Here is a 20,621-nt window from a genome sequence, read left to right on the forward strand (position 1 = left end):
TGGGCAGGTTACCTACGTGTTACTCACCCGTTCGCCACTGACTTCAGGGAAAGCAAGCTTTCCCTTCGGTCCGTTCGACTTGCATGTATTAGGCATGCCGCCAGCGTTCATCCTGAGCCAGGATCAAACTCTCCATTTGATTTTAGCTCACGATGTCATCTGACATCGATTGTTTCTTCTTTCCAGAATTGACGTTTCGTTCTTGGTTTCTTCTATTCTGTTCGGTTTTCAAAGATCTCTTTTTCGCACCGTTTCGCGTGCCTGATTATATTACCACAACTTGGTGGACTTTGCAAGCTTTTTTTTCAAGCTTTCTTTTATCAGATCCGCTCTCCCTTGGCGCCCGTTTATATTAGCAAATCCTAGACACTAAATCAACCCCATTTTTTAATGTAAGCGTTTTTATTTTAATTTTTGAAATTTTCGATTGATTTTATTGCTATTTCAAGGATATCCTTGCCTACATTTTGGTCTTCCAACAAAGAAAATGCCATTGACATCAGTTTCAAATAGTCAGGATCTTTTTTTAGTTTTTCTTTATCTGGGTGCATGATCAAATTATATAAGTGATCTCGTAATTGAAAATATTCAAATTCTTCATCTACTTCATCCATCAATGCGCGCAATGTCCAACTAATATTATTTTTTGTCTTCACTGCTTTTCTTTCAATCTTCACATTATTATCTCTTAAAATGCTTTCCAAATTTTTAATTTCATCCACGTTATCGCCATCAATAAACATAAATGATTCTCGTTTTCCTTTTTCCCCTTCTTTTCGAGGTAATTCTAATAACTTTTCCAATGTATTTTCAAGATCATCATCATCTATATAATTAATTTCTATTCCAATTTTCTTAAATACATCTTCAATTACTTTTTCTTTTAAATTAGATGTTCCTAAATAAATCAACACTTTATTCATTTTACTCTCCTTTTTGACATCTTTATCATTCCTAATATACAATACTTTTACACAAGGAGGACCTCATGAAAAAAATATTTACATTCTTTATATCGACTTTTATGATTTTAAATATAGCTGCATGCTCATCTAACAATGACGATTATGCACTAGAGTTTTTCTCGGCACTCGATAATACACTTGAATTGAATTCCGGCCATATTCAAGGTACTTTCACATCAAACAATGAAGACGCTTCTAAAATCAAGTTTGATTTACAATTGAATCAAAAAGACAATTTGCAACTCGCTCTAGATCTTGATCTTGAAGCTGGAGACAATGCCGAAGACAATTTTTTAAACTTCTACATCAAAGATAACAAAACATACCTTAATTCATATGGAACCACTTCCCAAAGTCTTTTAGAAAATTTAGGAATCAACGGCAGTGAAAAACTTTCTGTATACAATCCATTCTTAAATTATACAGACGATGAATTAAAAGCGCTCTTTACACGAAGCTCAAAAGATGGAAATAATTACTCATTCACGATTGATGGATCATTAATTTCTTCATACCTTGATTCTATGGGATCCGTTACCATTGAAGATGCTACACTTGATGCAACAATTGAAGATAACTATATTACCTCTTTAACCCTTGGGATATCCGGACTACAGGATGTCGAAACCCAGCAAGTTATCATCGATGTAACCATCGAATGCACGTTAGATCAAATCAATTCCCTTGATACTGTAACGTATCCAGCTGATTTAGAAAATTACTAATTAAGAGAACCTTGCGGTTCTCTTTTATTCTGCTTTTAATTCTAATAATATATCGCGCAACTGAGCTGCTCTTTCAAAATCAAGCGTACGCGCAGCCTCTTTCATTTCCTGTTCGATATTCTTTAACATGACTTCTTTTTGTTTTGCGCCCACCTTCTTTTTCTTTAAGTACTTGGCAGCCATTTCTTTCGTTTCCTTTGATCGAACTACATCGTGAATTGGTTTTATGATCGTTTTTGGAACAATATTATGTTCCTTATTATATTCGATCTGTATGCTTCTTCTTCGATTTGTTTCATCAATAGCATATTGCATACTTTCGGTGATCGTATCTGCATACATGATAACTTTTCCTTCTGCATTTCTAGCGGCACGTCCAATGATCTGAATTAAAGAACGTTTACTTCTTAAAAAACCTTCTTTGTCTGCATCTAAGATCGCAATTAAAGAAACTTCCGGTATATCCAGACCTTCTCTTAATAAGTTGATTCCTACTAATACATCATATTTTCCCTGCCTAAAATCATGAATGATCTCTGTTCTTTCAATTGTCGTTACTTCATGATGAAGCCAGGCAACTTTAAGATCCATATTCTTAAGATATGATGTAAGATCTTCTGCCATACGCACAGTCAAGGTCGTGATCAATGTTCTTTGATTCTTTTTAATACGCATTTTAATTTCATCTACTAGATCATCAATCTGACCTTCGATTGGTCTTACTTCCACTTCTGGATCCAATAATCCGGTTGGACGAATGATCTGTTCAATAACATGACCATCTACTTTCTCAAGTTCATAATCACCCGGAGTTGCCGAAACAAATATAGCCGAAGGTATGATCGATTCGAATTCTTCAAAACGCAGTGGACGATTATCTAAGGCACTTGGTAAACGAAAACCATACTCTACTAACACTTCTTTACGTGCCCTGTCTCCATTATACATGCCTCGAATCTGCGGAAGAGAAACATGACTTTCATCCACGACCAATAAAAAATCATCTGGAAAATAATCAAACAGCGTGTAGGGTCTTTCCCCTGGCTTTCGTCCATCAATGTGTCGTGAATAGTTTTCAATTCCTGGACACACCCCAAATTCTTTTAAAGCCTCTATATCATAACGACATCTTTGTTCCAAACGTTCTTTTTCAAGCGGTTTGCCCATTTTGTCAAAGTAATCTAAACGATCTTCCAACTCTTCTTCAATGCTTGCAGCTGCCCTTTTAATAACATCCATGCTTGTCGCATATCCATTTGCCGGATAAATAATATATAAATGATATGCCTGATTAACATGACCTGTAACAGGATCCACTTCACAAATTCGTTCAATTTCATCATCAAACAATTCAATACGAATCAGGTAACGATCTGTATGACCAGGAGTAATTTCAATAACATCGCCTCGAACTCTAAAAGTTCCACGCAAAGGATCGGTATCATTTCTTTTATACTGTTGATGAACCAATGCCAGCATCAACTCATTTCGATCTATGGTCTGCCCTGTTCTCAAAGTAAAGATCATATGACGATATTGTTCCGGATTACTGGCACCATAAATTGAGGCAACACTGGCAACGATGATCGTATCACGTCTTTCTAACACACTGTTTACCGCGGCCATCCTCAACATATCCAGTTCTTCATTTGTCTTGGTATTTTTATCAATATATGTATCCGTCTTTGGCAAATATGCTTCAGGTTGATAATAATCAAAATAGGAGACAAAGTACTCCACTCTATTATTAGGGAAAAACTCTTTAAACTCCGAGTATAGCTGCCCAGCTAATGTCTTATTATGTGCAAACACCAATGTTGGACGATTCACCTGAGCAATGACATTTGAGACTGTAAAGGTCTTACCAGTTCCTGTTGCCCCCAACAAAACCTGATATTTTTTATGGTCTTTTAATCCTTGCACCAATTCTTTGATAGCCGTAGGCTGATCGCCCATTGGTTTATAATCTGATACCAGTTCAAATTTATCCATTTTCGATTCTCTCCTTTTGGCTAGAATAACATCTAACCCTATTATACGCAATTGTTATGAACAGACAAAAAAGAATGCTCGCATAAACGAGCTAATTTCATAAAACCATCACTAATGTTCCAATTGTGATCAATATTGCACCAATGGCTGATTTTGCTGTAAACTCTTCGTGCAAAAAGACAAAAGCCAAGATCAAAGTTATCACAACGCTCAATTTATCTATCGGTACAACTTTAGAAGCATCTGTCAACTGCAAAGCACGATAGTAACAAAGCCAACAAGCACCCGTGGCAAGACCAGACAAGATCAAAAAGATCCAGCTTCTACTAGATGTCTCAGAAATACCAGACTGAGCTCCAACTAAAAATACCATGCCCCAAGCCATAATTAAGACCACGATCGTACGAATGGCTGTGGCAAGATTGGAGTTCACTCCATCAATCCCTATTTTAGCCAATATAATGTCAATGCGGCAAATACAGCCGAACCAAGTGCAAATAAAGCCCACATGGCATTCACCTTCTTCATGAGATAGACCGCCAACACCTATTATAGTCTTCCATAGATCAATTTTCACTATTATCCCAAAGATAAAACATCTTCTTTTTCTAAAAGTGTTTGATAAGTTAGATCCATCCCAATAGCGCCTAATGGGGCAGTAATCAAGATTGCCAAAACAGCAACTGATAAAACGATCTGACCACATGAAAGTCCCATTGCCAAAGGAACAGAACCAATAGCTGCCTGCACCGTTGCCTTAGGAAGATACGCAATCACACAGAATAATTGCTCTTTTCGTCTCAAAGGTGTTTTCAACATGCAGATCAATACACCGATAGAGCGAAAAAACAAGGCAACAAAAATCATCAAAACAGCGGCTAAGCCGGCATCCATCGTATATCGAATATCAACAGCGGCTCCTACAAGCACAAATAACAACACTTCTGCTGCCAGCCATAACTTACCAAATTTTTCAGACAAACGTTTTGATACAAACTCTGTGCTTTTTAATTTAATCACACATGCCATGCTCACAACTGCCAACAAACCAGAAACAGAAACAATTCCTTCTAACCAGGTTTCAATTGCCATCAACAAAAATGAAACACCTAGTACAATAATAACTTTCATACTGTTTCGAACATAGTTTTTTAGAGCATACGTAGTTTCAAAAAACCAGCTTAAAAAATATCCTGTTACAGCACCTAAAATAATACCTAATACGATTGAAACAGGAATATTCAAAAAATCCATAAAATTAGCACTTCCACCCTGTGCCATCCCAGTAAACGTCGTAAACAATACGATCACAAAAATATCATCACAGCTGGCTCCTGCCATGATCATATGTGGAATGCTCTTTTTAGTTCCATATTTTTCTTCCATCAACGAAACCATTCTAGGTACGACAACAGCCGGTGATACAGCCGCCAACACCGATCCCATTACTGCTGCTGAGATGCGATCAATATCTAAAATACATGGAGCGAACAAAAAGAAGGCTAAGATTTCAAAGCTGGCAGGCACAAAAGACATCATGATAGCTGGGCGTCCAACCTTCTTTAGATCTTCCAGATTTAAAGATAGTCCTGCCTTCAACAATATAATGATCAATGCCATCTGCCTTAGATCTGCCGATATAGACAAGATCGATGGATCCAACAAATCCAACACATATGGGCCAAGTACAATCCCCGTTATCAACATACCGATAATGCGAGGCAATTTAATTCTTTGGCAGATAGCTGCCATAGATAATCCGACTAAAAAGATAAAAGCCAGCGATGTCAACATAAACAAATCCTCCTTCAATAACGCAGAAAAGCTGATGCCTTTCCACGATAAAAAACTCGTAGAAGTCATCAGCTTAATAAGCGGTTTAGGTTATCCCATGGAAGAACTTCATTTCCACAAAGAAGTATACCTTTTCTTTTATTTTTTGTAAATATTTATCCCAATAATTCGATTCCATGGTTACGGATTGGATCGTCATTGACCGAATTCTCATTGTATTTTTGCGTGATCATATCCAAAATCTTTTCCCACGTCGTATAATCACAATTTCCAGTTGGAGCAATTCCCTGATCTTTTTGAAACTGTTTCAAAGAATCAGAACTCGTTTTAGAAAAGTATTCATCCGTTCTATCGACAGTATATCCCAGATATTCTAAGAATCTTTGCAGAGCTGAAGCATTGACATGAACCTTGTCCGCAATGATCACATCATCTTCTTTCATTTCTGTATAACTAACAGAACCAATCGAAGTATCCTCAACAGCCACATCCGGTTCAAAGCCTTTTTCATGAATGCTTTCCTTATCCGGTGTCAACCATCGTGCTATTGTATATTTAATGCTCGTACCATCTTCAAAAGGAACGGTTGTCTGTTCTGTTCCTTTTCCGTAAGTCGTCTGTCCCACTAATGTAACTTTATCTTTCAAGTGTGATTTTAAAGCTCCTATCAGTGCTTCAGAAGCACTGGCTGTTTGATCATTTTGTAAAATAACGATTTGGTCCATTTCAATCTGCCCATAACTGTCATCCGTTTTTACTTCTGTTATATTCTTATCTTTATCTTCTTCATAAAAAACAACAGAATCCGAAGGCAAGAAAGTGGATGCGATTTCTACAGCCGCACTTAAATATCCGCCTGTATTGTTTCTTAAATCCAGGATCATCTTAGTAATTCCAGCCTCTTTTAAACGTGCCATCGCATCGGCCACATCATCTCCACTATGAGAAGAAAAGCTGCTTAGAATGATTTCTCCATATCCATCATAGATATTACAGATAACCGTGGAGTCATATTCACTTGGAGTTAGTTTAACTGAAGCAGTCTGTCCATCACGTACATAGTCCACCGCAATTTCTTTCCCATCACGATCTTGAATATAGGTAACGATATCATCTGTTGTTGAACTTGCAAGATCTAGATTACCGATTTTTGTGATAATGTCACCGCTTTTTAATCCTGCATCATCCGCTGTTGAATTGATGAACACGTATTTTACATAAATATTTCCATTATCTTGCTGATAAAACTGAATACCTATTCCTGTATTGGTTCCCTGAAGACTGGAAGAAAACTGTTTTGCCTGATCCAGGCTGAAATAATTTGTATGTGGATCGATATCTAATGTTGTCATACCTGTCAAAGCTTGTTCAGTCAGCAAACTATCCAGATCTTCTACCTGATCTGCATAATACCAGTCATTCTCCAAGACATTCTTAACATATTCGAGCTTTGAATCACTGGATGAACTCGAAGCTCTTTGATAGATAACCGGAACCAAGACACCTACACCAAAACATACTAAGCATAATACCGTAACGATGATGGTTTGTTTCTTATTGTTCTTTATTCGAGCCATTTTCATAACCTCCATATCAACAAAACGATAGGACGTTCCTATCGTTTTACTTTTAAATACTTTGTAACAGCCCAGAAGCTGGCAAATCCTCCGATCAACAATCCAATCAAGGTTATGATCAAACCAACCTGCCATACAATTTGATTTGGCTCTATCAAAGAAAACAAATTAGAAAACAATTGACCTTCTAATACCTCATACAGCTTCGCATATCCAAAATACAAAGCTGCTACCGGTAACAACGAGCCAAACAATCCAATCAAAACACCCTGCACTTCAAAAGGACGCTTAATAAAAGCATTTGTTCCTCCAACCTGGCGCATGATAATAATTTCTTCCTGACGTGAGAATATCGTTGTGCGAATCGTATTAAAAATAAGATAAATCGACAAAATCAGAAGCAACAGTATAACGCCATATCCAACTTTACGAACCATATCCAATAAATTGATCAGCTGCGTAACACTGCTTCCTCCATATGCACTGCTTGAAACACCTTCAATTTGTTCAATTTGTTCAGATGTATCTTGAATTTGTTTTTCATCCTGCACATAGATAAAAAACGCATTGGATAAAGGATTTTCTTCTCCCTTATAAATGGAGAAAGCGTCTCCTTTTTCATCGATCATCAACTCTAACTCATTTTCTTTATCCGAAAATTCAATCGAATCTACATTTGATAATTCTAGTATTTGATCTTCAATCGCATCAATTTGATCATCTTCCACAATATCTTGGTCTAAAATAACATGGATACTTAAATCACTTTGTACATTCATTGCAAAATGATCGACATGGATTCCCACCACAAGAAAAGCAGCCATCAAGAATAGTGATATCGTAATGGCACTAATAGCTGATAAACATAACAATAAATGCCTTTTGATCCCAATAAACGCGTACTTCAATTCATACAGAGCTAGATTCAACTTCTCTTTCATACGCTCTTATATCCACCTTTGAAAGAATCATGAACAACATAACCATGGTCTAAAGTGATTGTTCGTTTCTTAAATTTTTCAACCAATACAATATCGTGCGTAACCATCAAAATCGTTGTATTAAATGTTTCATTAATCTTTTCTAGAAGTTTGATGATCTCCAAGCTCTTTTCTGGATCCAGGTTTCCTGTTGGTTCATCGGCAATCAATACCTGAGGACGATTGGCAATCGCTCTACCTATTGTCACACGCTGTTGTTGACCTCCTGAAAGTTCATTTGGATAACAACGTTCCTTATCTTTTAGATCGACCAACTCCAATACATCACGCACACGTTTTCGAATCTCTTTTTTTGACATACCTAAAACTTCCAAGGCAAAGGCAATATTTTCAAATACCGTCAAAGTTGGAAGCAGACGATAATCCTGGAAGACACAACCAATGTTTCTACGATAATAAGGCACTTTTCTATGCTTTAAAGCTCCTACATCGGTACCATTAACAATAACCAACCCTTCATCAGGAACAATTTCTCCGTTTAAGATCTTTATCAACGTACTCTTTCCTGATCCTGTTGCTCCAATTACATAAACAAATTCACCATCATCGATCTTAAGCTTTACATGATTCAAAGCATGGACTCCATTTGGATAAGCTTTCGATACATCTAAGATTTCAATCATTTCAAGCCTCCTATCCGAAGAATTTTTCAGGTCTTTCACGACATGGAGTATTTCCCGAACCACAAGCCGTTGCAGTACTGTTCCATCCTGTTCCCCATGCGAAATCCGCTGTTGAGGCAAAGCGATTCACTGCCTCTTCAACACTCATAGAACCCAAATTATAAACTTCAATATGACAATGAGGACCACTTGAGTTTCCTGAGTTACCAGTCAAGGCAAGCAACTGTCCTTGTGAAACACTCTGACCGGCACTTACCGCAAAACCATTTTGTGATAAATGGGCAAAACTTACCGCATACAATGTTCCACCTACATTACATAACATTTCAATTGTATTTCCACCACCAGCAGGATATCCTGTCCAGTTACCTAAATATCCACCATTTGTCGGTGCTGGATTATTCGCATATAAAATAACACCGCTAGCAGGAGCAACAACGGCTGTACCAATTGAAGCTGCCCAGTCTAAACCTAAATGCAAACCACCACGAGGATAAGCCCATGTTCCTGCAGAAATAGTTCCACCACTGATTGGATTGATAAATCCATCTACCTGTTCAATGCTTCCAGTGTACCCAGAAGAAATCGTAAATGATCGTATAGAGGCGATATCTGCCTGTGCTGAACGCATCTTTGCCTGCAGATCCGCTATTTGTTTTTGATACTCTTCAACAAGCTTGTTATAAGACTCTTCAAGCTGTTTTACTTGTTCACGTTCTTCTTCAAGCTGAGCCTTTTGCTCCTTCGTTTCGTTTTCTAAACGTTCCTGTTCTGATTTTTGTAATTCCAGCTCCGCTTTTAATTCATTTAATTTTTCGATTTGGTCCTGGTCATCTTCGGTGATTCTTTCAACACCAGAAATACGGCGTAACATATCATTTAAAGTGTCACTACCCATGATCAAATCAATAACGATATTTGTTCCTATCGTTGTTTGTTCGCTTTGCATACGAGATTTGATCTGTGCATCCCATTCATCAATTTCTGCCTGTTTTGCCTCGATTTGCGCAACCAAATCTTGAATTGACTTTTCAATAGTTTGAATTGATTCTTCCTTTGCCTGAATTTGACTTGTTAAAGAATCTGCCAGTTCTTTTTGTTGTTTTGCCAAAGCTTCTATTTCAGCGCTATCTGATTTTAATGAGGCAATATCATTATTAAATGAATTAATATTTTCTTGTAATTGCTGCCTCTTTTGTTCCTGATAATTCTGGAATCCCTGACATGCGCTTACTCCAGCTTGATCTGTCTGTGGTTGCGAACAACGTGCATACCACGCATCTTCATCGGAATAATCTTCCGCATAAACAGGGATCATTGTGCCTAATGATAAGGCAACTGTACTGATTACAGATAGTATTTTTGTCTTTTTCATCGTGCCCACCTCAAATATTTCCTAGTAGCCAGCAAGCTTCCAATCATTCCTACAAAGCCGCCAACGATCAATAATCCTAAACAAACCCAAATCACAAAAGGAAAAGGTTCGATCAACCGGAACATATCTGACATCAAGGAACCATTCAGCGCCTGATACAAATATGTATATCCAAATCCACAAATCAACATTGGTCCTAAAGCCCCAATAAATCCTGTGACCATTCCTTCTAACATAAATGGTACAGAAATATACCAGCTATATGCCCCAACTTGACGCATGATCGCAATCTCATCTTTTCTGATTCGAATCGTCATCTTGATCGTATTACGAATCAAAAAGATTGCCAATACAACCATAACTACCACAAAGATCGAGCCTCCATATCGAATTGCTTCAAACAAGTTGATTAATGTCACAATAGCACTACCTCCATAAGTAGCCTTCATAACACCATCCATCTTGCTGACTTTATTGGTAAATGATTCCATGGCCGTATTATCATCCAGCTCAGCTATCAAAACATCATACAAAGGATTATTATCTCCTTCGTATTGAGAAAACATATTCCCGTTTTCTTCAATTAGCTTATCCAATTCTTCTTCTTTAGAAGAAAAAGTCACACTGGCAACATGTTTCATCGATGAAACTTCATTCTCAAGCTCATTGATTTGTTCATCGTTCAATGTTGGATCCAGGGATATCTGGACAATAAATTCTTCTTCAATATTTTGCGTAAACTGATTGACATTCACCGCACTAACGACCATTAACATAGCAATCAATAATGCTACACCAATTGATAAAGCACTCGAAAACGTCATAGTGAAATGTCTTCGAATATCTGCATTAGCTCGATGTATCAATCTTGGTAAACATTTAAAAAATAATATCATTTCACATCCCCTAATCTCAGTCATTATAACATATATCTTAAAAAATCCAAAAATTCGACAATTTAACACATTTCAAATAAATCTCACATTTTTTCACACGATAAAGTGATACTTAAAACATAACTTTTAAGTATTCTATAGATGAGCTTAAGGAAAGCTCAATTAAAAAAATCCCTTCATATATCTCTCTCCTAAAAAAACTAATTAATCATTAAGAAGATAGCACCAAAATGGTGCTATTTTTCTTTTTAACCACAAAAAAATCACCAGATATATTATTCTGGTGATAAATCATATGTAAAGCCATGATGTTGGATATATTCTTCTAAAGTCCATCCATTTTCATAAATTTCCGTAGCCGCTTCAACTCCAACATAACGATAATGCCAAGGCTCATTAGCCGTCCCAGTAATAGCAGTTTTATCTTCTGGATAGCGTAAAATAAAACCATATTCATGAGCATGAGCAATGGTCCAATCATAGTCCGGACTGTCACCAAACACTCCATATACTCCATCAATCACATCTTTACAAGTTAAATCAACACTTAGACCAAGCTGATGTTCGCTATAGCCAGGAACTGCTACAAGACTTGCTGCAGTCACAGGATCATACATCGCAAAATACTCATCATAAACAGCCTGTTGGTCTTCATACGATCTGTAAGCGCTGTTAATCGCTAAAGTATATCCTTCTTTGGAAGCATCTTCAGCCATCTTTTCTAAAGCTTCAGCAGCCTCTTTTCTAAGTCTAGGATCTGGATTGGAATCAGAAACCATGATGTTTGTCGATACAAGATCATCTGGAACATAATCAGAAGAAACTCCAAAACCATGTTTTACCAATACCAAAAGATCATCCGGTTCCATGATCTGATAGTTTGTCGTGATCGTATTTTGTGAATCAATAAACGGATACGAAACATTCATTACGGCATCAAGCGGATCTAAACCCGAATCAATATAAGCCGCAATATCCGATACAATTACACCATTTATATCCAAATACCCTTGGATATCTTCAAACTTATATCCGGCATCCACAATCGCCTGAAAATCATCAATTGTTAAAGAATCCATTAATTCTCTACACGTTTCTATTGAAAAACCAGCTTGTTCAAGTTGACCATAAAGTTCATAGAAAGAGTCTACATACTGAACAACCTGTTCATTTGAAACATCATGATTACTCGAATAGTTAACATAATCGATATAATGATGATCATTTTCAACAGTATCCCAAGTTTCAAGATCTAAAGCTGAATCCAATTCTAAATATTCATTTAACCATGATTTATCCAGTCGTAAAAGAATATTCTGTTCAGAAAAACCATAACCTTTTATCCACAATCGCATACGATTGAAGTTAGATACAAAAAGGAAAATGATCAATAAGATAATGAGCGCTAATAAACTCAAGCGTTTGATTTGTTTTTTACGGTTAATTCTTCTTTTTTTAGTTTGTGCCATCATATTCTCCTAAAAATTCCGCAGATATGACTTCTCTTGTTTTAGAGTCAATATACTCTAAGCTTACCACATTTCCTTCATAATTGTTTAAAACATGTTTTTTTGCCAACTTATCTGTATACTGACTTACTTTATATGCTTGATAGTTTGAACGCTCTTCCATGATATTGGCTTGATTGCCTTCAAAATGAATGATCGTTGGGATCCATTCAACATTTTCAATAGATATCTTTTCCCCTTCTTTGACAAAATCAAATTTTATTTCGCCACCTATCGCATTATCGGTTGTCAGCATACCTCCAATGAAATTTCCTAAAGAATAAACACAAAGCATCTTATTACCCTTTGAACCTTCGATCCATTCAACCGGCTGAATCGTATGAGGATGTGTCCCTATCACAACATCCACACCACAATCTGCAAACAATTGCGCATAGTGTTTCTGAAAATCATTCGGTTCAAATGTGTTTTCATCACCCCAGTGTGCTGATACGATTACAACATCGCTGATTTCTTTTGCTCTTTGAACATCACTTTGAATTTGCGCATCATCAAAATAAGACACATTATATGTATATGTAGGTTGAATTCCGTTTGTGCCATATGTATAAGCTAAAAAACTAAATGTGATTCCATTCTTTGTAAAAGTTGGAATGGTATCAAATTCCTCCTGTGTATTATACACACCATCATGAACGATATTTGTTTCATCAAAAGCAGCCAGTTCATTGGCAATTCCTTGTTCCATACGATCCAAACAATGATTACTGGCCAGATTCACAAGATTAAAACCGACTGATTCAAGATTTTTCGCAATTTCTGTTGGAGAATTAAATGTAGGATATCCTGATAAACCAAGATCTACACCACCAAGTACCGTTTCCTGATTGATAAATTTGATATCTGTATTTTTAAGATCTTCGCTGAAGTTGGCATACATATCTGTAAAATCGTATGTTCCATCTTCCTGCAGAGCATCTTTATACACAGTATCATGAATCAAATTATCTCCAACCCCCATAAACGAAACCACTGTCTGCTCATTGGCTGTTGTTGTCTTATTATCCACATTTTCATCTGAAGAGAAGAAAACTGAAGCAATCAAACTGATCAAACCATAGATCAATAAAACAAATACGATTAATCCACCGGCAAGAATCAAACGATTTCTTGTTTTTTTCTTCATCCACCGCTTTTTTCTTTTTCTATTTTGAGCCATGATATTCCTCCAATGTCCAATCATTATCATAGATTACTTTGGCAGCTTCTTTGCCTACATAACGAAAATGCCAGGATTCATATCCATATCGTGTCACATCAACCTTATCTTTTGGATAACGAAGGATAAATCCGTATTTATGAGCATTATTTAAAATCCATTCATATCCATCATAATTTTCAATTTCATTATAATTATACCCATTAAATGTAATATCTACACATAAACCAGAGTTATGTTCACTCTGCCCTGGACGTGCATAATATTCATCCGCATATGCTTCACCATACACTGAAGCATTATAATTCCATAAACCGGCTTGGTAATCATAACTGCGATAACCAGCTATTGCTCGAATATTTATATTCTCTTTACTAGCAGCATCACAAAACTCAATATAAGCATCATATACTTCTTTTCGTAATTCAATTTGTTCTACATCTTGACACGAAAAATCCTCTCCCTGTACACAAGCATACTTATCTAAAGGCACTAAATCGGCAGGTACATAGCCTTCAGGCAAAGCATAGAACTTATTGATCAACATTGTGACATCGGTATCATCTTTCTGAATTATAGTATTCGAATATGGTTCAAGATCCATATCACAGTTTACTTGCATAACACGTTCTTTAGCATCTTTAACATCCCAAGCAGCATATCTTGCAGCCCGCTCTGAATGGTAATTTGGCAAAGAAACAATCTCAGAAATTTCCTCATCCGTTAAACCACCACTCTGAAGTTCTTCATACCCTTCAACGCTTTGAATATCCGATGTGAACAAAGACGAAATTCCTGTCACAATTCCTCGAATCATAAAAAAAGCCAATAATAAAACAAGGATTACACCAATCAAAAGAATCAGCCGGTTCCTTGTTCTTTTTTTCATTATTTTTTTCCTTTTTCTCTTCATAACGACCTCTTCTTTTTCACTAGTAATAGAATATCACTTCAAACATTTAAAAAAAAGGGACGATAAAAAAATAATGTGTAAATATGCACACTAAATAAAAAAAAGCCTTTTTCAAGGCTTCATTTACTAAATGGTGGAGCGTAGGAGGATCGAACTCCTGACCCCCTGCGTGCAAGGCAGGTGCTCTCCCAGCTGAGCTAACACCCCATTTATTCAGCAACTGGTGGGCCTGAATGGACTTGAACCAACGACCTCACCCTTATCAGGGGTGCGCTCTAACCACCTGAGCTACAGGCCCAATTGCTGAATGCCTAGTAATAATATCATGCAGATTATTAGTTGTCAAACTTTTTTTTTAATTTTTTTAATTTTTTTTCTAGTGCCATTTCAACACATCTAAAAGCGGCTTTCTTTCAGGTTTTGATGGAGCTATATCTTGAATTCCTAACCCAATCACAGCGACAATAATTTCATCTTGAGGAATATTTAATAGTTCACGAAGTTTTACCTCATCTCGAATCCCCATTACAAGTGTCCCATACCCAAGTTCCGTTGCTTTCAATAATAAATTCTCAGTAGAAAGACCACAATCATAAAATCCCCAGCCTTCGCCAACTTCATTGACGGGATTTTTATCTTTATCAAACCCACTTCTTGATCCAACGAAACTCATCACTATCAAAACAGGAGCATCCGCAACATTTTTCGCATTAAACTCAGGCAAAGCTTCTTTTTTAATCTTTTTTACCATCTTTTCTGTCTGCACGACATGATAACGAGCCGTCTGCGAATTCTTCCAACTAGGTGCTTCCTGTGCCGCCTGAATGATCGTTTCAATATCATTTTGAGGAATAGATGAATTCTTATATCTCCGAATACTACGACGCTCACTCAATACTTTTTGTAATTCCATTTGATGCACCTCCTTGATACATAAATTATATCAGAAAACTACAAGAATAAATGTTCAATCAAGATCTTTGCCCCAATCATCATTAAAATAATACCACCAAAAATTTCTGCGTATTTTTGAAAAAGAGATCCCAGCCTTTTTCCAACCATGACACAAATAAAAGATAATATAAATGTAACAACAGCGATGATCGAACAAGCCAACACAATATTAACTTTTAAGAAAGCAAAACTCACACCAACAGCTAAAGCATCAATACTGGTGGCGATTGCCAACAACAAGATTACCTTTAACGGCAAATCCGAAACTTCTTCATTTTCTTTTTCTTCCCGACTTTCCTTGATCATATTTAATCCAATCAAAGCAAGCAATATAAAAGCAACCCAATGGTCAACACTTTGAATATAACCAGAAAATGTACTACCCGCCAAATAACCAATTAGAGGCATCAATCCCTGAAAGATACCAAAAGCCAAACCTAGTTTTAAAGCGTAATTTTTATTTTTTTCATTTGGTAAAGACATACCCTTCGCAATTGAAACAGCACTGGCATCCATAGCCAATCCGATACCTGTAAAAATTAGTGATAGTAGATCCATAAAACTTCAACCTTTCTAAAAAAATAGAGACTCATGCGAAAAAAATCGCATAAGTCTCGTCTTTTACATTAAACCAGGTCCTATCTGACCAGTATGTTGGTTTAAACACTTGCAAAACAAGATAACTACTCCCTTATTGCAGAGATATCTTATCATAGATATTTTAAAGCTTTCAATTCATTTTAATTAGCTAATCCTAACTGCTTTAAAGCCTCTAAAATCCCCTGTTCGTTATTTGATTTTGTGACAAAAGCTGCCTTTTCTTTCACATAATCTTTTGCTTGTCCCATTGCATAACTGTTATCGACAACTTCAAATAAACTCACATCATTTTCCCCGTCTCCAAACGCTAAGACTTCATCTTTTTGCCAGCCATTCTGTTTCATGATCCTTTCAAGCGTTTTTCCTTTTGAAAAACCTTTCGGTAAAATTTCCAACTGTCTAGGACACGTCCTAAAGATTTCAAACTGATTTGAAAATTTATCTAAAAGATCAGCATAAATTATTGCAAGTTTATCTTCATCCTGCATTAATTGAATCTTATTAACAAGTCTGTTGATTTCATCAAATGTTTTAATATATGAGATTTTAGGATAGCCATCACGCATGTCCGCAAGCCAAGCCCAAGGCCCTGCAGTCCAAGGATAATCATCAGGTAGATTCATTTCTTTGCGTAACTGAACCTTCAATTGATATATATCCTCATTAAAATAATCAAACAAGCCATCATCAAAACAAGCCATGCTTTCGCAATCAAGACCCATTAAATACGTAAAGACTTCTTCAATTTCCTGAGGTTCCATTCGTTTTAATACCGAACGTTTATTTTCATGCACATCATATATCGCAATACCATCAACTTCTAATAAATATCCATGATATTTATCCATTTCCAACTCTTTGGCATATGGCAGCAATCTAGTATAACTTCTTCCACTTGCTAAAATAAGTGATACACCCTTCTTTTCTAAATCAATTAACGCTTTCTTTGTTTCCGGCAAAATCTTATTATTGGAATCCAATAAAGTGCCATCCATATCCATTACAATTGCCTTGATCATAGTCTCACCTTTTCCTTTTTCAAAACTATCATACTTGAAGCTAAAGAAAAAATCAAAAAAGGTGTTGACATAAAAACCTCCTTAGGATATTATAATTAAGCAATTGCCTGAATAGCTCAGTCGGTAGAGCATCCGGCTGTTAACCGGCAGGTCACAGGTTCGAGTCCTGTTTCAGGCGCCATTGCAAATGAACACTTTGTCAAAAAGCCTTTAGGTATGGGGATTTACGACAAAGTGTTTTTATTTTTATGCACATTCGCCACATTTTCGCCACAGAACACTTCATTCACTATGTTTTGTTTCTTCTTATCATCCACATGAGCATAGACGGACATCGTTGTATTGAAGTTTGCATGCCTCAATAATTCTTGTGCCACTTTCACATCAACACGAGCATTAACCAAATAAGTGGTGTATGTGTGTCTCAATAAATGAAAGTGAAATGGTATCCCTAACTTATTCGAAATACTGCGGATACGATTTCCTGTACAATCTGGATCAAGGAATTCTCCTTCCTCATCGCAGATGACATTTTGATATGGATTCATTTCAAACCATAACTCTAGTTCTTGTTTAAGACTATCCGGTAAAGGTATCAACGCTTTTGAGCTTTTAGACTTCATTTGCTCAACTGCTTCGATATCTTTTTTCTTTTTACCCTTATAATTTAATTTTCTATGAACAAAAATCGTATTCTCTTCAAAATCAAAATCATCTTTTTGAAGAGCCATGACTTCACTGATTCTAAGTCCTGTATAGAATCCAATTACAACTGCCATCGAGATTGCATCATATTCAAACGTATTTTTATTCTTTAGTTCTCTTAAAATCAATTGAAACTCATCATACGTTAGAACATGCTTCTCTTTTTTGTTCTCGACTCCAGTAACTTTTACATATTCAATGGGATTAGATGAAATGTATTCACTTCGAATCGCATAAACAAATATCCTTCTAAGGGCTGTTTTGATATCTTCATTACAAGCTTTACCACAATCACTTCTTTTATTGAAGAACTGCTGCAAAGTCCTATATCCAATATCTCGAATAGGAATATTCCCTAGATCCATTGTCGCATCTTTTCCATACCAATAATGTAGAGTCTTCTTCGTGTTATAAATCGTGTTATATTGAAATTCAGTACTACCAATTTCCATAAACTCATCATAAACTTCTTTTAAAGTCTTTTTACAATCTTGAACACGATTACCACTATTGGCAAATTCCATGCGTTTCAAATTCTCATGCTCTTGTGCTTCTTTTTTGGTTTTAAAACCGCCTTTCCAATATCGATATGAAATTCCATTAATTTTATAAGTAAAATTAACTTCGTAAACATATCCATTTTTTACTTTTTTACTTTCTCTTTTTCTAATAGCCATTTGTTCTCCTTCTAATCGCCTAAGCTATTTAAAAGGACGATATCATTATAACTTATGAGGTGCCTCATCTAAAGATTCCGCACCTCAAAAAATTATTTTCTGCTTTCAACGATATGATAAGCTTCCAAGGCTTTTACTCGATTCGATAAATTAAACCCCTCATAATCGTACTGAAATTTTTTTATAGCTTCGTATGAATACATATAACGCTTACCGATACGTATACAAGATAAACATCCTACTTCACTTAGCATTACAACATGATCTTTATGACATCCAATTATTTCCGCAACCTCTTCACGAGTATACATTCGAACATCACAAGGAATCGGATACTTATTATTTGTATCACCCGTCATATCAAACACCTCTATACTTTGATGATATCCATTTTCACAATAGATACATTCGTATATTTTCCAAGTCGGAGATCCAGTGTAAGGTTACACTCAACGCCTCGTTTATAAGCAGACATATTCTCTACATCACGATCTAATAGTTCATATGCTCTACCTGTTTCATCTTCAACTCGAACAATCAAATATTCACCGTCTGACTTTTTTGAAGTTCGTTTTTCAACACCACGAATTTCTAAATTTCTTGCTTCAACTATCATTTTTTTTGTCCTCCATTTTTTCACTTTTCATTGAATCTAACATTTCTTCTTGAATAACTTTGTATCGAGCTTTAATCTTTTCTGGATTATGTCGGAAAGAGTTAATCAAGGAATTAAAATGATAAGTATTATTGCTGATAACATCACAATAATCAGCTTCAAGATAATACTGAGCATAAAGATTAAATTCCATATATTCAGTTATGTTTTGCTTTATTATTATTTCACATAATTCATTTTTGATTCTCTGTACATCTTTAGCAGATAAATCTATCTTAAAGCCATTATATAACTCGATTCCATCAGACAAATACTGAGCCTTATCAGGATCATTTTTATGTGTAAAATAATCAAAAGATCCTCGTAAGTTCTCGCACACTTTAGGATATGGTCCATGTGTTATTTCTCGAAAGGATGCAGCTGTCAAGAAAGTAGTAGGACCATCAAAGATAACAATCATATGCCAATGTGCTTTTTTCAAGTCTCCATTGACCAATAAATCTCTATCATGTAATGGTGAAACAGCAAATTGTACTCCTGTTAGTGCCAATTGCTCTTTCCAATCCTCAGGAGCAGATTCCGGATATACAATATAGAGCCAATGCCTTCTCTTCAGTTTTTTTAATTCAGGAGATAAATTCTCCGGGATTAAATCGGTATCCCAAAATTCAAATGGATCTATTTTTGCCAATTCTCCATACAATTTCACTTTGTCATCATTCACTGGCATGGTATAATGAGCGTGTACAAAATATTCGGTATGTGGTCAAACACATACTTTTTTATTTTTATCACAATCATACGCATCATCCTTTCTATAATTGTGATATGGTGTTCACATTTCACTCATAGGGGGTTGTCGTAGCCAAATTATTGGGTAACCTTGTGCCTTTCTCGCCTAATATTTACGGGTATTTTACCCTGATTTTACATCGTAAAATAAGATAAGCGCTATAATTAAGATGGAATCGGATCCACTGATCCATGAACAAAACAACGAGGTGAACTATATGACTTTATTCATGAATGAGAAAGATATGAATGAAATGTTAGCCAGTATTTGCCCGGACGGGGAAACATACCAGGGAAAAGCATGGGGGACCTTGATGTCTGGGACGGCTGAAATGTTGGCACTGGGAGCTTTGAGTAATGTATATTGTTATGTTGGCGTGACAGAAAAAACATTGGTTATCGCAGTGTTGGAAACTTTTGATATCTCGCATATTTACGGTAAAATCTGCATTCCGTTTGACCAGTTTGACGAACTGAAAGTACAAAAAGGTTTACTGCCTTCCCAGCGGATCATCAAAGCGAAAAGCGGGAAAACCAAAATAAAATTGTCGCTGGTCAACAACAGCATCACCGCCAAAATCAAAGATCAAAAACAGGGGATGCTCGCGATTTGCGAGGTACTGGAGCATTTGAAACACTGATTTTCATAAAAGCAAGAGAGAAAATGAACAATATAAATGAGAACCGAACAGACGAAAGAACACCCGGC

The 20,621-nt window shown here is 36.2% G+C and carries 21 protein-coding genes, 3 tRNA genes, 1 rRNA gene and 1 riboswitch; of the genes, 3 read left to right on the forward strand and 22 right to left on the reverse strand.

All coding sequences use genetic code 11. The annotated features are described in order from the left end of the window. A 16S ribosomal RNA gene (locus tag HMPREF0367_RS01580) occupies positions 1–139 on the reverse strand; the annotation flags it as partial. Between the two features lie 268 nt (positions 140–407). Continuing rightward, positions 408–923 (reverse strand): DUF3783 domain-containing protein, encoded by a 516-nt coding sequence (locus HMPREF0367_RS01585; RefSeq protein WP_035400506.1) that lies wholly within the window; start codon positions 921–923, stop codon positions 408–410. Between the two features lie 65 nt (positions 924–988). On the opposite strand from HMPREF0367_RS01585, the gene HMPREF0367_RS01590 reads away from it, so the two are divergent. Next, positions 989–1,690 (forward strand): hypothetical protein, encoded by a 702-nt coding sequence (locus HMPREF0367_RS01590; protein WP_035400507.1) that lies wholly within the window; start codon positions 989–991, stop codon positions 1,688–1,690. 24 nt (positions 1,691–1,714) lie between these two features. Here the strand turns inward: HMPREF0367_RS01590 and uvrB are convergent, their stop codons facing one another. The 16 genes from uvrB to HMPREF0367_RS01670 all read right to left on the reverse strand — a co-directional run bounded on the left by uvrB (position 1,715) and on the right by HMPREF0367_RS01670 (position 17,122). Continuing rightward, positions 1,715–3,682 (reverse strand): excinuclease ABC subunit UvrB, encoded by a 1,968-nt coding sequence (uvrB, locus tag HMPREF0367_RS01595; protein ID WP_035400509.1) that lies wholly within the window; start codon positions 3,680–3,682, stop codon positions 1,715–1,717. A gap of 97 nt (positions 3,683–3,779) precedes the next feature. Continuing rightward, on the reverse strand, positions 3,780–4,259 hold the full coding sequence (locus HMPREF0367_RS01600; protein ID WP_248660657.1) for an EamA family transporter: 480 nt from the start codon (positions 4,257–4,259) through the stop codon (positions 3,780–3,782). 2 nt (positions 4,260–4,261) lie between these two features. Further along, positions 4,262–5,476: a cation:proton antiporter gene (locus HMPREF0367_RS01605; RefSeq protein WP_035400512.1), complete on the reverse strand. Its 1,215-nt coding sequence runs from the start codon at positions 5,474–5,476 to the stop codon at positions 4,262–4,264. A 52-nt stretch (positions 5,477–5,528) separates the two neighbouring features. Next, a riboswitch (Fluoride riboswitch) is annotated at positions 5,529–5,601 on the reverse strand. Between the two features lie 30 nt (positions 5,602–5,631). Beyond that, positions 5,632–7,053 carry a S41 family peptidase gene (locus HMPREF0367_RS01610; protein ID WP_035400513.1) on the reverse strand — a complete coding sequence of 474 codons (1,422 nt, stop codon included), beginning with the start codon at positions 7,051–7,053 and terminating at the stop codon, positions 5,632–5,634. Between the two features lie 38 nt (positions 7,054–7,091). Beyond that, entirely contained in the window at positions 7,092–7,994 is a 903-nt protein-coding gene (gene ftsX, locus HMPREF0367_RS01615) for a permease-like cell division protein FtsX (protein WP_035400514.1), read from the reverse strand. Then, entirely contained in the window at positions 7,991–8,677 is a 687-nt protein-coding gene (ftsE, locus tag HMPREF0367_RS01620) for a cell division ATP-binding protein FtsE (protein WP_015536326.1), read from the reverse strand. Before ftsE ends, ftsX (HMPREF0367_RS01615) begins: the two co-directional genes overlap by 4 nt. A 10-nt stretch (positions 8,678–8,687) precedes the next feature. Further along, positions 8,688–10,052, reverse strand: coding sequence for a murein hydrolase activator EnvC family protein (locus tag HMPREF0367_RS01625; RefSeq protein WP_035400517.1), 1,365 nt, complete (start codon positions 10,050–10,052; stop codon positions 8,688–8,690). Further along, entirely contained in the window at positions 10,049–10,948 is a 900-nt protein-coding gene (ftsX, locus tag HMPREF0367_RS01630) for a permease-like cell division protein FtsX (protein WP_022355992.1), read from the reverse strand. Before ftsX (HMPREF0367_RS01630) ends, HMPREF0367_RS01625 begins: the two co-directional genes overlap by 4 nt. A gap of 275 nt (positions 10,949–11,223) precedes the next feature. Continuing rightward, positions 11,224–12,417, reverse strand: a complete 1,194-nt coding sequence (locus HMPREF0367_RS01635; protein ID WP_035400519.1) for a M15 family metallopeptidase — start codon at positions 12,415–12,417, stop codon at positions 11,224–11,226. Beyond that, complete coding sequence (locus HMPREF0367_RS01640) at positions 12,404–13,636, reverse strand: CapA family protein (protein WP_081683609.1); 1,233 nt, start codon at positions 13,634–13,636, stop codon at positions 12,404–12,406. Before HMPREF0367_RS01640 ends, HMPREF0367_RS01635 begins: the two co-directional genes overlap by 14 nt. Next, positions 13,623–14,525, reverse strand: a complete 903-nt coding sequence (locus tag HMPREF0367_RS09955) for a M15 family metallopeptidase (protein WP_169815928.1) — start codon at positions 14,523–14,525, stop codon at positions 13,623–13,625. The genes HMPREF0367_RS01640 and HMPREF0367_RS09955 overlap by 14 nt, the downstream gene beginning before the upstream one ends. A gap of 155 nt (positions 14,526–14,680) precedes the next feature. Further along, positions 14,681–14,756 (reverse strand) — tRNA-Ala (locus HMPREF0367_RS01650). A 14-nt stretch (positions 14,757–14,770) separates the two neighbouring features. Then, positions 14,771–14,847: transfer RNA gene (locus tag HMPREF0367_RS01655), tRNA-Ile, on the reverse strand. 78 nt (positions 14,848–14,925) lie between these two features. Further along, entirely contained in the window at positions 14,926–15,462 is a 537-nt protein-coding gene (locus HMPREF0367_RS01660) for a nitroreductase family protein (protein ID WP_035400523.1), read from the reverse strand. 38 nt (positions 15,463–15,500) lie between these two features. Continuing rightward, on the reverse strand, positions 15,501–16,061 hold the full coding sequence (locus tag HMPREF0367_RS01665; RefSeq protein ID WP_035400526.1) for a manganese efflux pump MntP: 561 nt from the start codon (positions 16,059–16,061) through the stop codon (positions 15,501–15,503). A 182-nt stretch (positions 16,062–16,243) separates the two neighbouring features. Then, a complete protein-coding gene (locus tag HMPREF0367_RS01670; RefSeq protein WP_015536319.1) occupies positions 16,244–17,122 on the reverse strand; it encodes an HAD family hydrolase in 879 nt (292 codons plus the stop codon). A gap of 105 nt (positions 17,123–17,227) precedes the next feature. On the opposite strand from HMPREF0367_RS01670, the gene HMPREF0367_RS01675 reads away from it, so the two are divergent. After that, positions 17,228–17,303, forward strand: a tRNA-Asn gene (locus HMPREF0367_RS01675). A 43-nt stretch (positions 17,304–17,346) separates the two neighbouring features. On the opposite strand, the gene HMPREF0367_RS01680 is transcribed toward HMPREF0367_RS01675, so the two are convergent. The 4 genes from HMPREF0367_RS01680 to HMPREF0367_RS01695 form a co-directional block, all read right to left on the reverse strand. After that, a complete protein-coding gene (locus HMPREF0367_RS01680; RefSeq protein WP_035400529.1) occupies positions 17,347–18,504 on the reverse strand; it encodes a site-specific integrase in 1,158 nt (385 codons plus the stop codon). Positions 18,505–18,596: 92 nt separating this feature from the next. Further along, positions 18,597–18,863 carry a MerR family transcriptional regulator gene (locus tag HMPREF0367_RS01685; protein WP_051335122.1) on the reverse strand — a complete coding sequence of 89 codons (267 nt, stop codon included), beginning with the start codon at positions 18,861–18,863 and terminating at the stop codon, positions 18,597–18,599. 11 nt (positions 18,864–18,874) lie between these two features. Then, on the reverse strand, positions 18,875–19,120 hold the full coding sequence (locus tag HMPREF0367_RS01690; protein ID WP_035400532.1) for a hypothetical protein: 246 nt from the start codon (positions 19,118–19,120) through the stop codon (positions 18,875–18,877). Beyond that, positions 19,110–19,850 (reverse strand): replication protein, encoded by a 741-nt coding sequence (locus tag HMPREF0367_RS01695; protein WP_081683610.1) that lies wholly within the window; start codon positions 19,848–19,850, stop codon positions 19,110–19,112. The genes HMPREF0367_RS01690 and HMPREF0367_RS01695 overlap by 11 nt, the downstream gene beginning before the upstream one ends. Positions 19,851–20,082: 232 nt before the next feature. Here HMPREF0367_RS01695 and HMPREF0367_RS01700 point away from each other — a divergent pair, with 232 nt between their 5' ends. Further along, on the forward strand, positions 20,083–20,553 hold the full coding sequence (locus HMPREF0367_RS01700; RefSeq protein ID WP_148449345.1) for a hypothetical protein: 471 nt from the start codon (positions 20,083–20,085) through the stop codon (positions 20,551–20,553). Positions 20,554–20,621 lie beyond the last annotated feature (68 nt).

The organism is Faecalitalea cylindroides ATCC 27803 (assembly GCF_000469305.1).
Classification (GTDB): domain Bacteria; phylum Bacillota_I; class Bacilli_A; order Erysipelotrichales; family Erysipelotrichaceae; genus Faecalitalea; species Faecalitalea cylindroides.

Coding starts and splice junctions, on each gene's coding strand:
- HMPREF0367_RS01680 (WP_035400529.1), bottom strand. CDS start 18,504: ATGGCTATTAGAAAAAGAGAAAGTAAAAAAGTAAAAAATGGATATGTT.
- ftsX (WP_035400514.1), bottom strand. CDS start 7,994: ATGAAAGAGAAGTTGAATCTAGCTCTGTATGAATTGAAGTACGCGTTT.
- ftsX (WP_022355992.1), bottom strand. CDS start 10,948: ATGATATTATTTTTTAAATGTTTACCAAGATTGATACATCGAGCTAAT.
- HMPREF0367_RS01625 (WP_035400517.1), bottom strand. CDS start 10,052: ATGAAAAAGACAAAAATACTATCTGTAATCAGTACAGTTGCCTTATCA.
- HMPREF0367_RS01610 (WP_035400513.1), bottom strand. CDS start 7,053: ATGGCTCGAATAAAGAACAATAAGAAACAAACCATCATCGTTACGGTA.
- uvrB (WP_035400509.1), bottom strand. CDS start 3,682: ATGGATAAATTTGAACTGGTATCAGATTATAAACCAATGGGCGATCAG.
- HMPREF0367_RS01585 (WP_035400506.1), bottom strand. CDS start 923: ATGAATAAAGTGTTGATTTATTTAGGAACATCTAATTTAAAAGAAAAA.
- HMPREF0367_RS01635 (WP_035400519.1), bottom strand. CDS start 12,417: ATGGCACAAACTAAAAAAAGAAGAATTAACCGTAAAAAACAAATCAAA.
- HMPREF0367_RS01605 (WP_035400512.1), bottom strand. CDS start 5,476: ATGTTGACATCGCTGGCTTTTATCTTTTTAGTCGGATTATCTATGGCA.
- HMPREF0367_RS01695 (WP_081683610.1), bottom strand. CDS start 19,850: ATGCCAGTGAATGATGACAAAGTGAAATTGTATGGAGAATTGGCAAAA.
- ftsE (WP_015536326.1), bottom strand. CDS start 8,677: ATGATTGAAATCTTAGATGTATCGAAAGCTTATCCAAATGGAGTCCAT.
- HMPREF0367_RS01700 (WP_148449345.1), top strand. CDS start 20,083: ATGGAATCGGATCCACTGATCCATGAACAAAACAACGAGGTGAACTAT.
- HMPREF0367_RS01670 (WP_015536319.1), bottom strand. CDS start 17,122: ATGATCAAGGCAATTGTAATGGATATGGATGGCACTTTATTGGATTCC.
- HMPREF0367_RS01660 (WP_035400523.1), bottom strand. CDS start 15,462: ATGGAATTACAAAAAGTATTGAGTGAGCGTCGTAGTATTCGGAGATAT.
- HMPREF0367_RS09955 (WP_169815928.1), bottom strand. CDS start 14,525: ATGAAAAAAAGAACAAGGAACCGGCTGATTCTTTTGATTGGTGTAATC.
- HMPREF0367_RS01665 (WP_035400526.1), bottom strand. CDS start 16,061: ATGGATCTACTATCACTAATTTTTACAGGTATCGGATTGGCTATGGAT.
- HMPREF0367_RS01690 (WP_035400532.1), bottom strand. CDS start 19,120: ATGATAGTTGAAGCAAGAAATTTAGAAATTCGTGGTGTTGAAAAACGA.
- HMPREF0367_RS01685 (WP_051335122.1), bottom strand. CDS start 18,863: ATGACGGGTGATACAAATAATAAGTATCCGATTCCTTGTGATGTTCGA.
- HMPREF0367_RS01590 (WP_035400507.1), top strand. CDS start 989: ATGAAAAAAATATTTACATTCTTTATATCGACTTTTATGATTTTAAAT.
- HMPREF0367_RS01640 (WP_081683609.1), bottom strand. CDS start 13,636: ATGGCTCAAAATAGAAAAAGAAAAAAGCGGTGGATGAAGAAAAAAACA.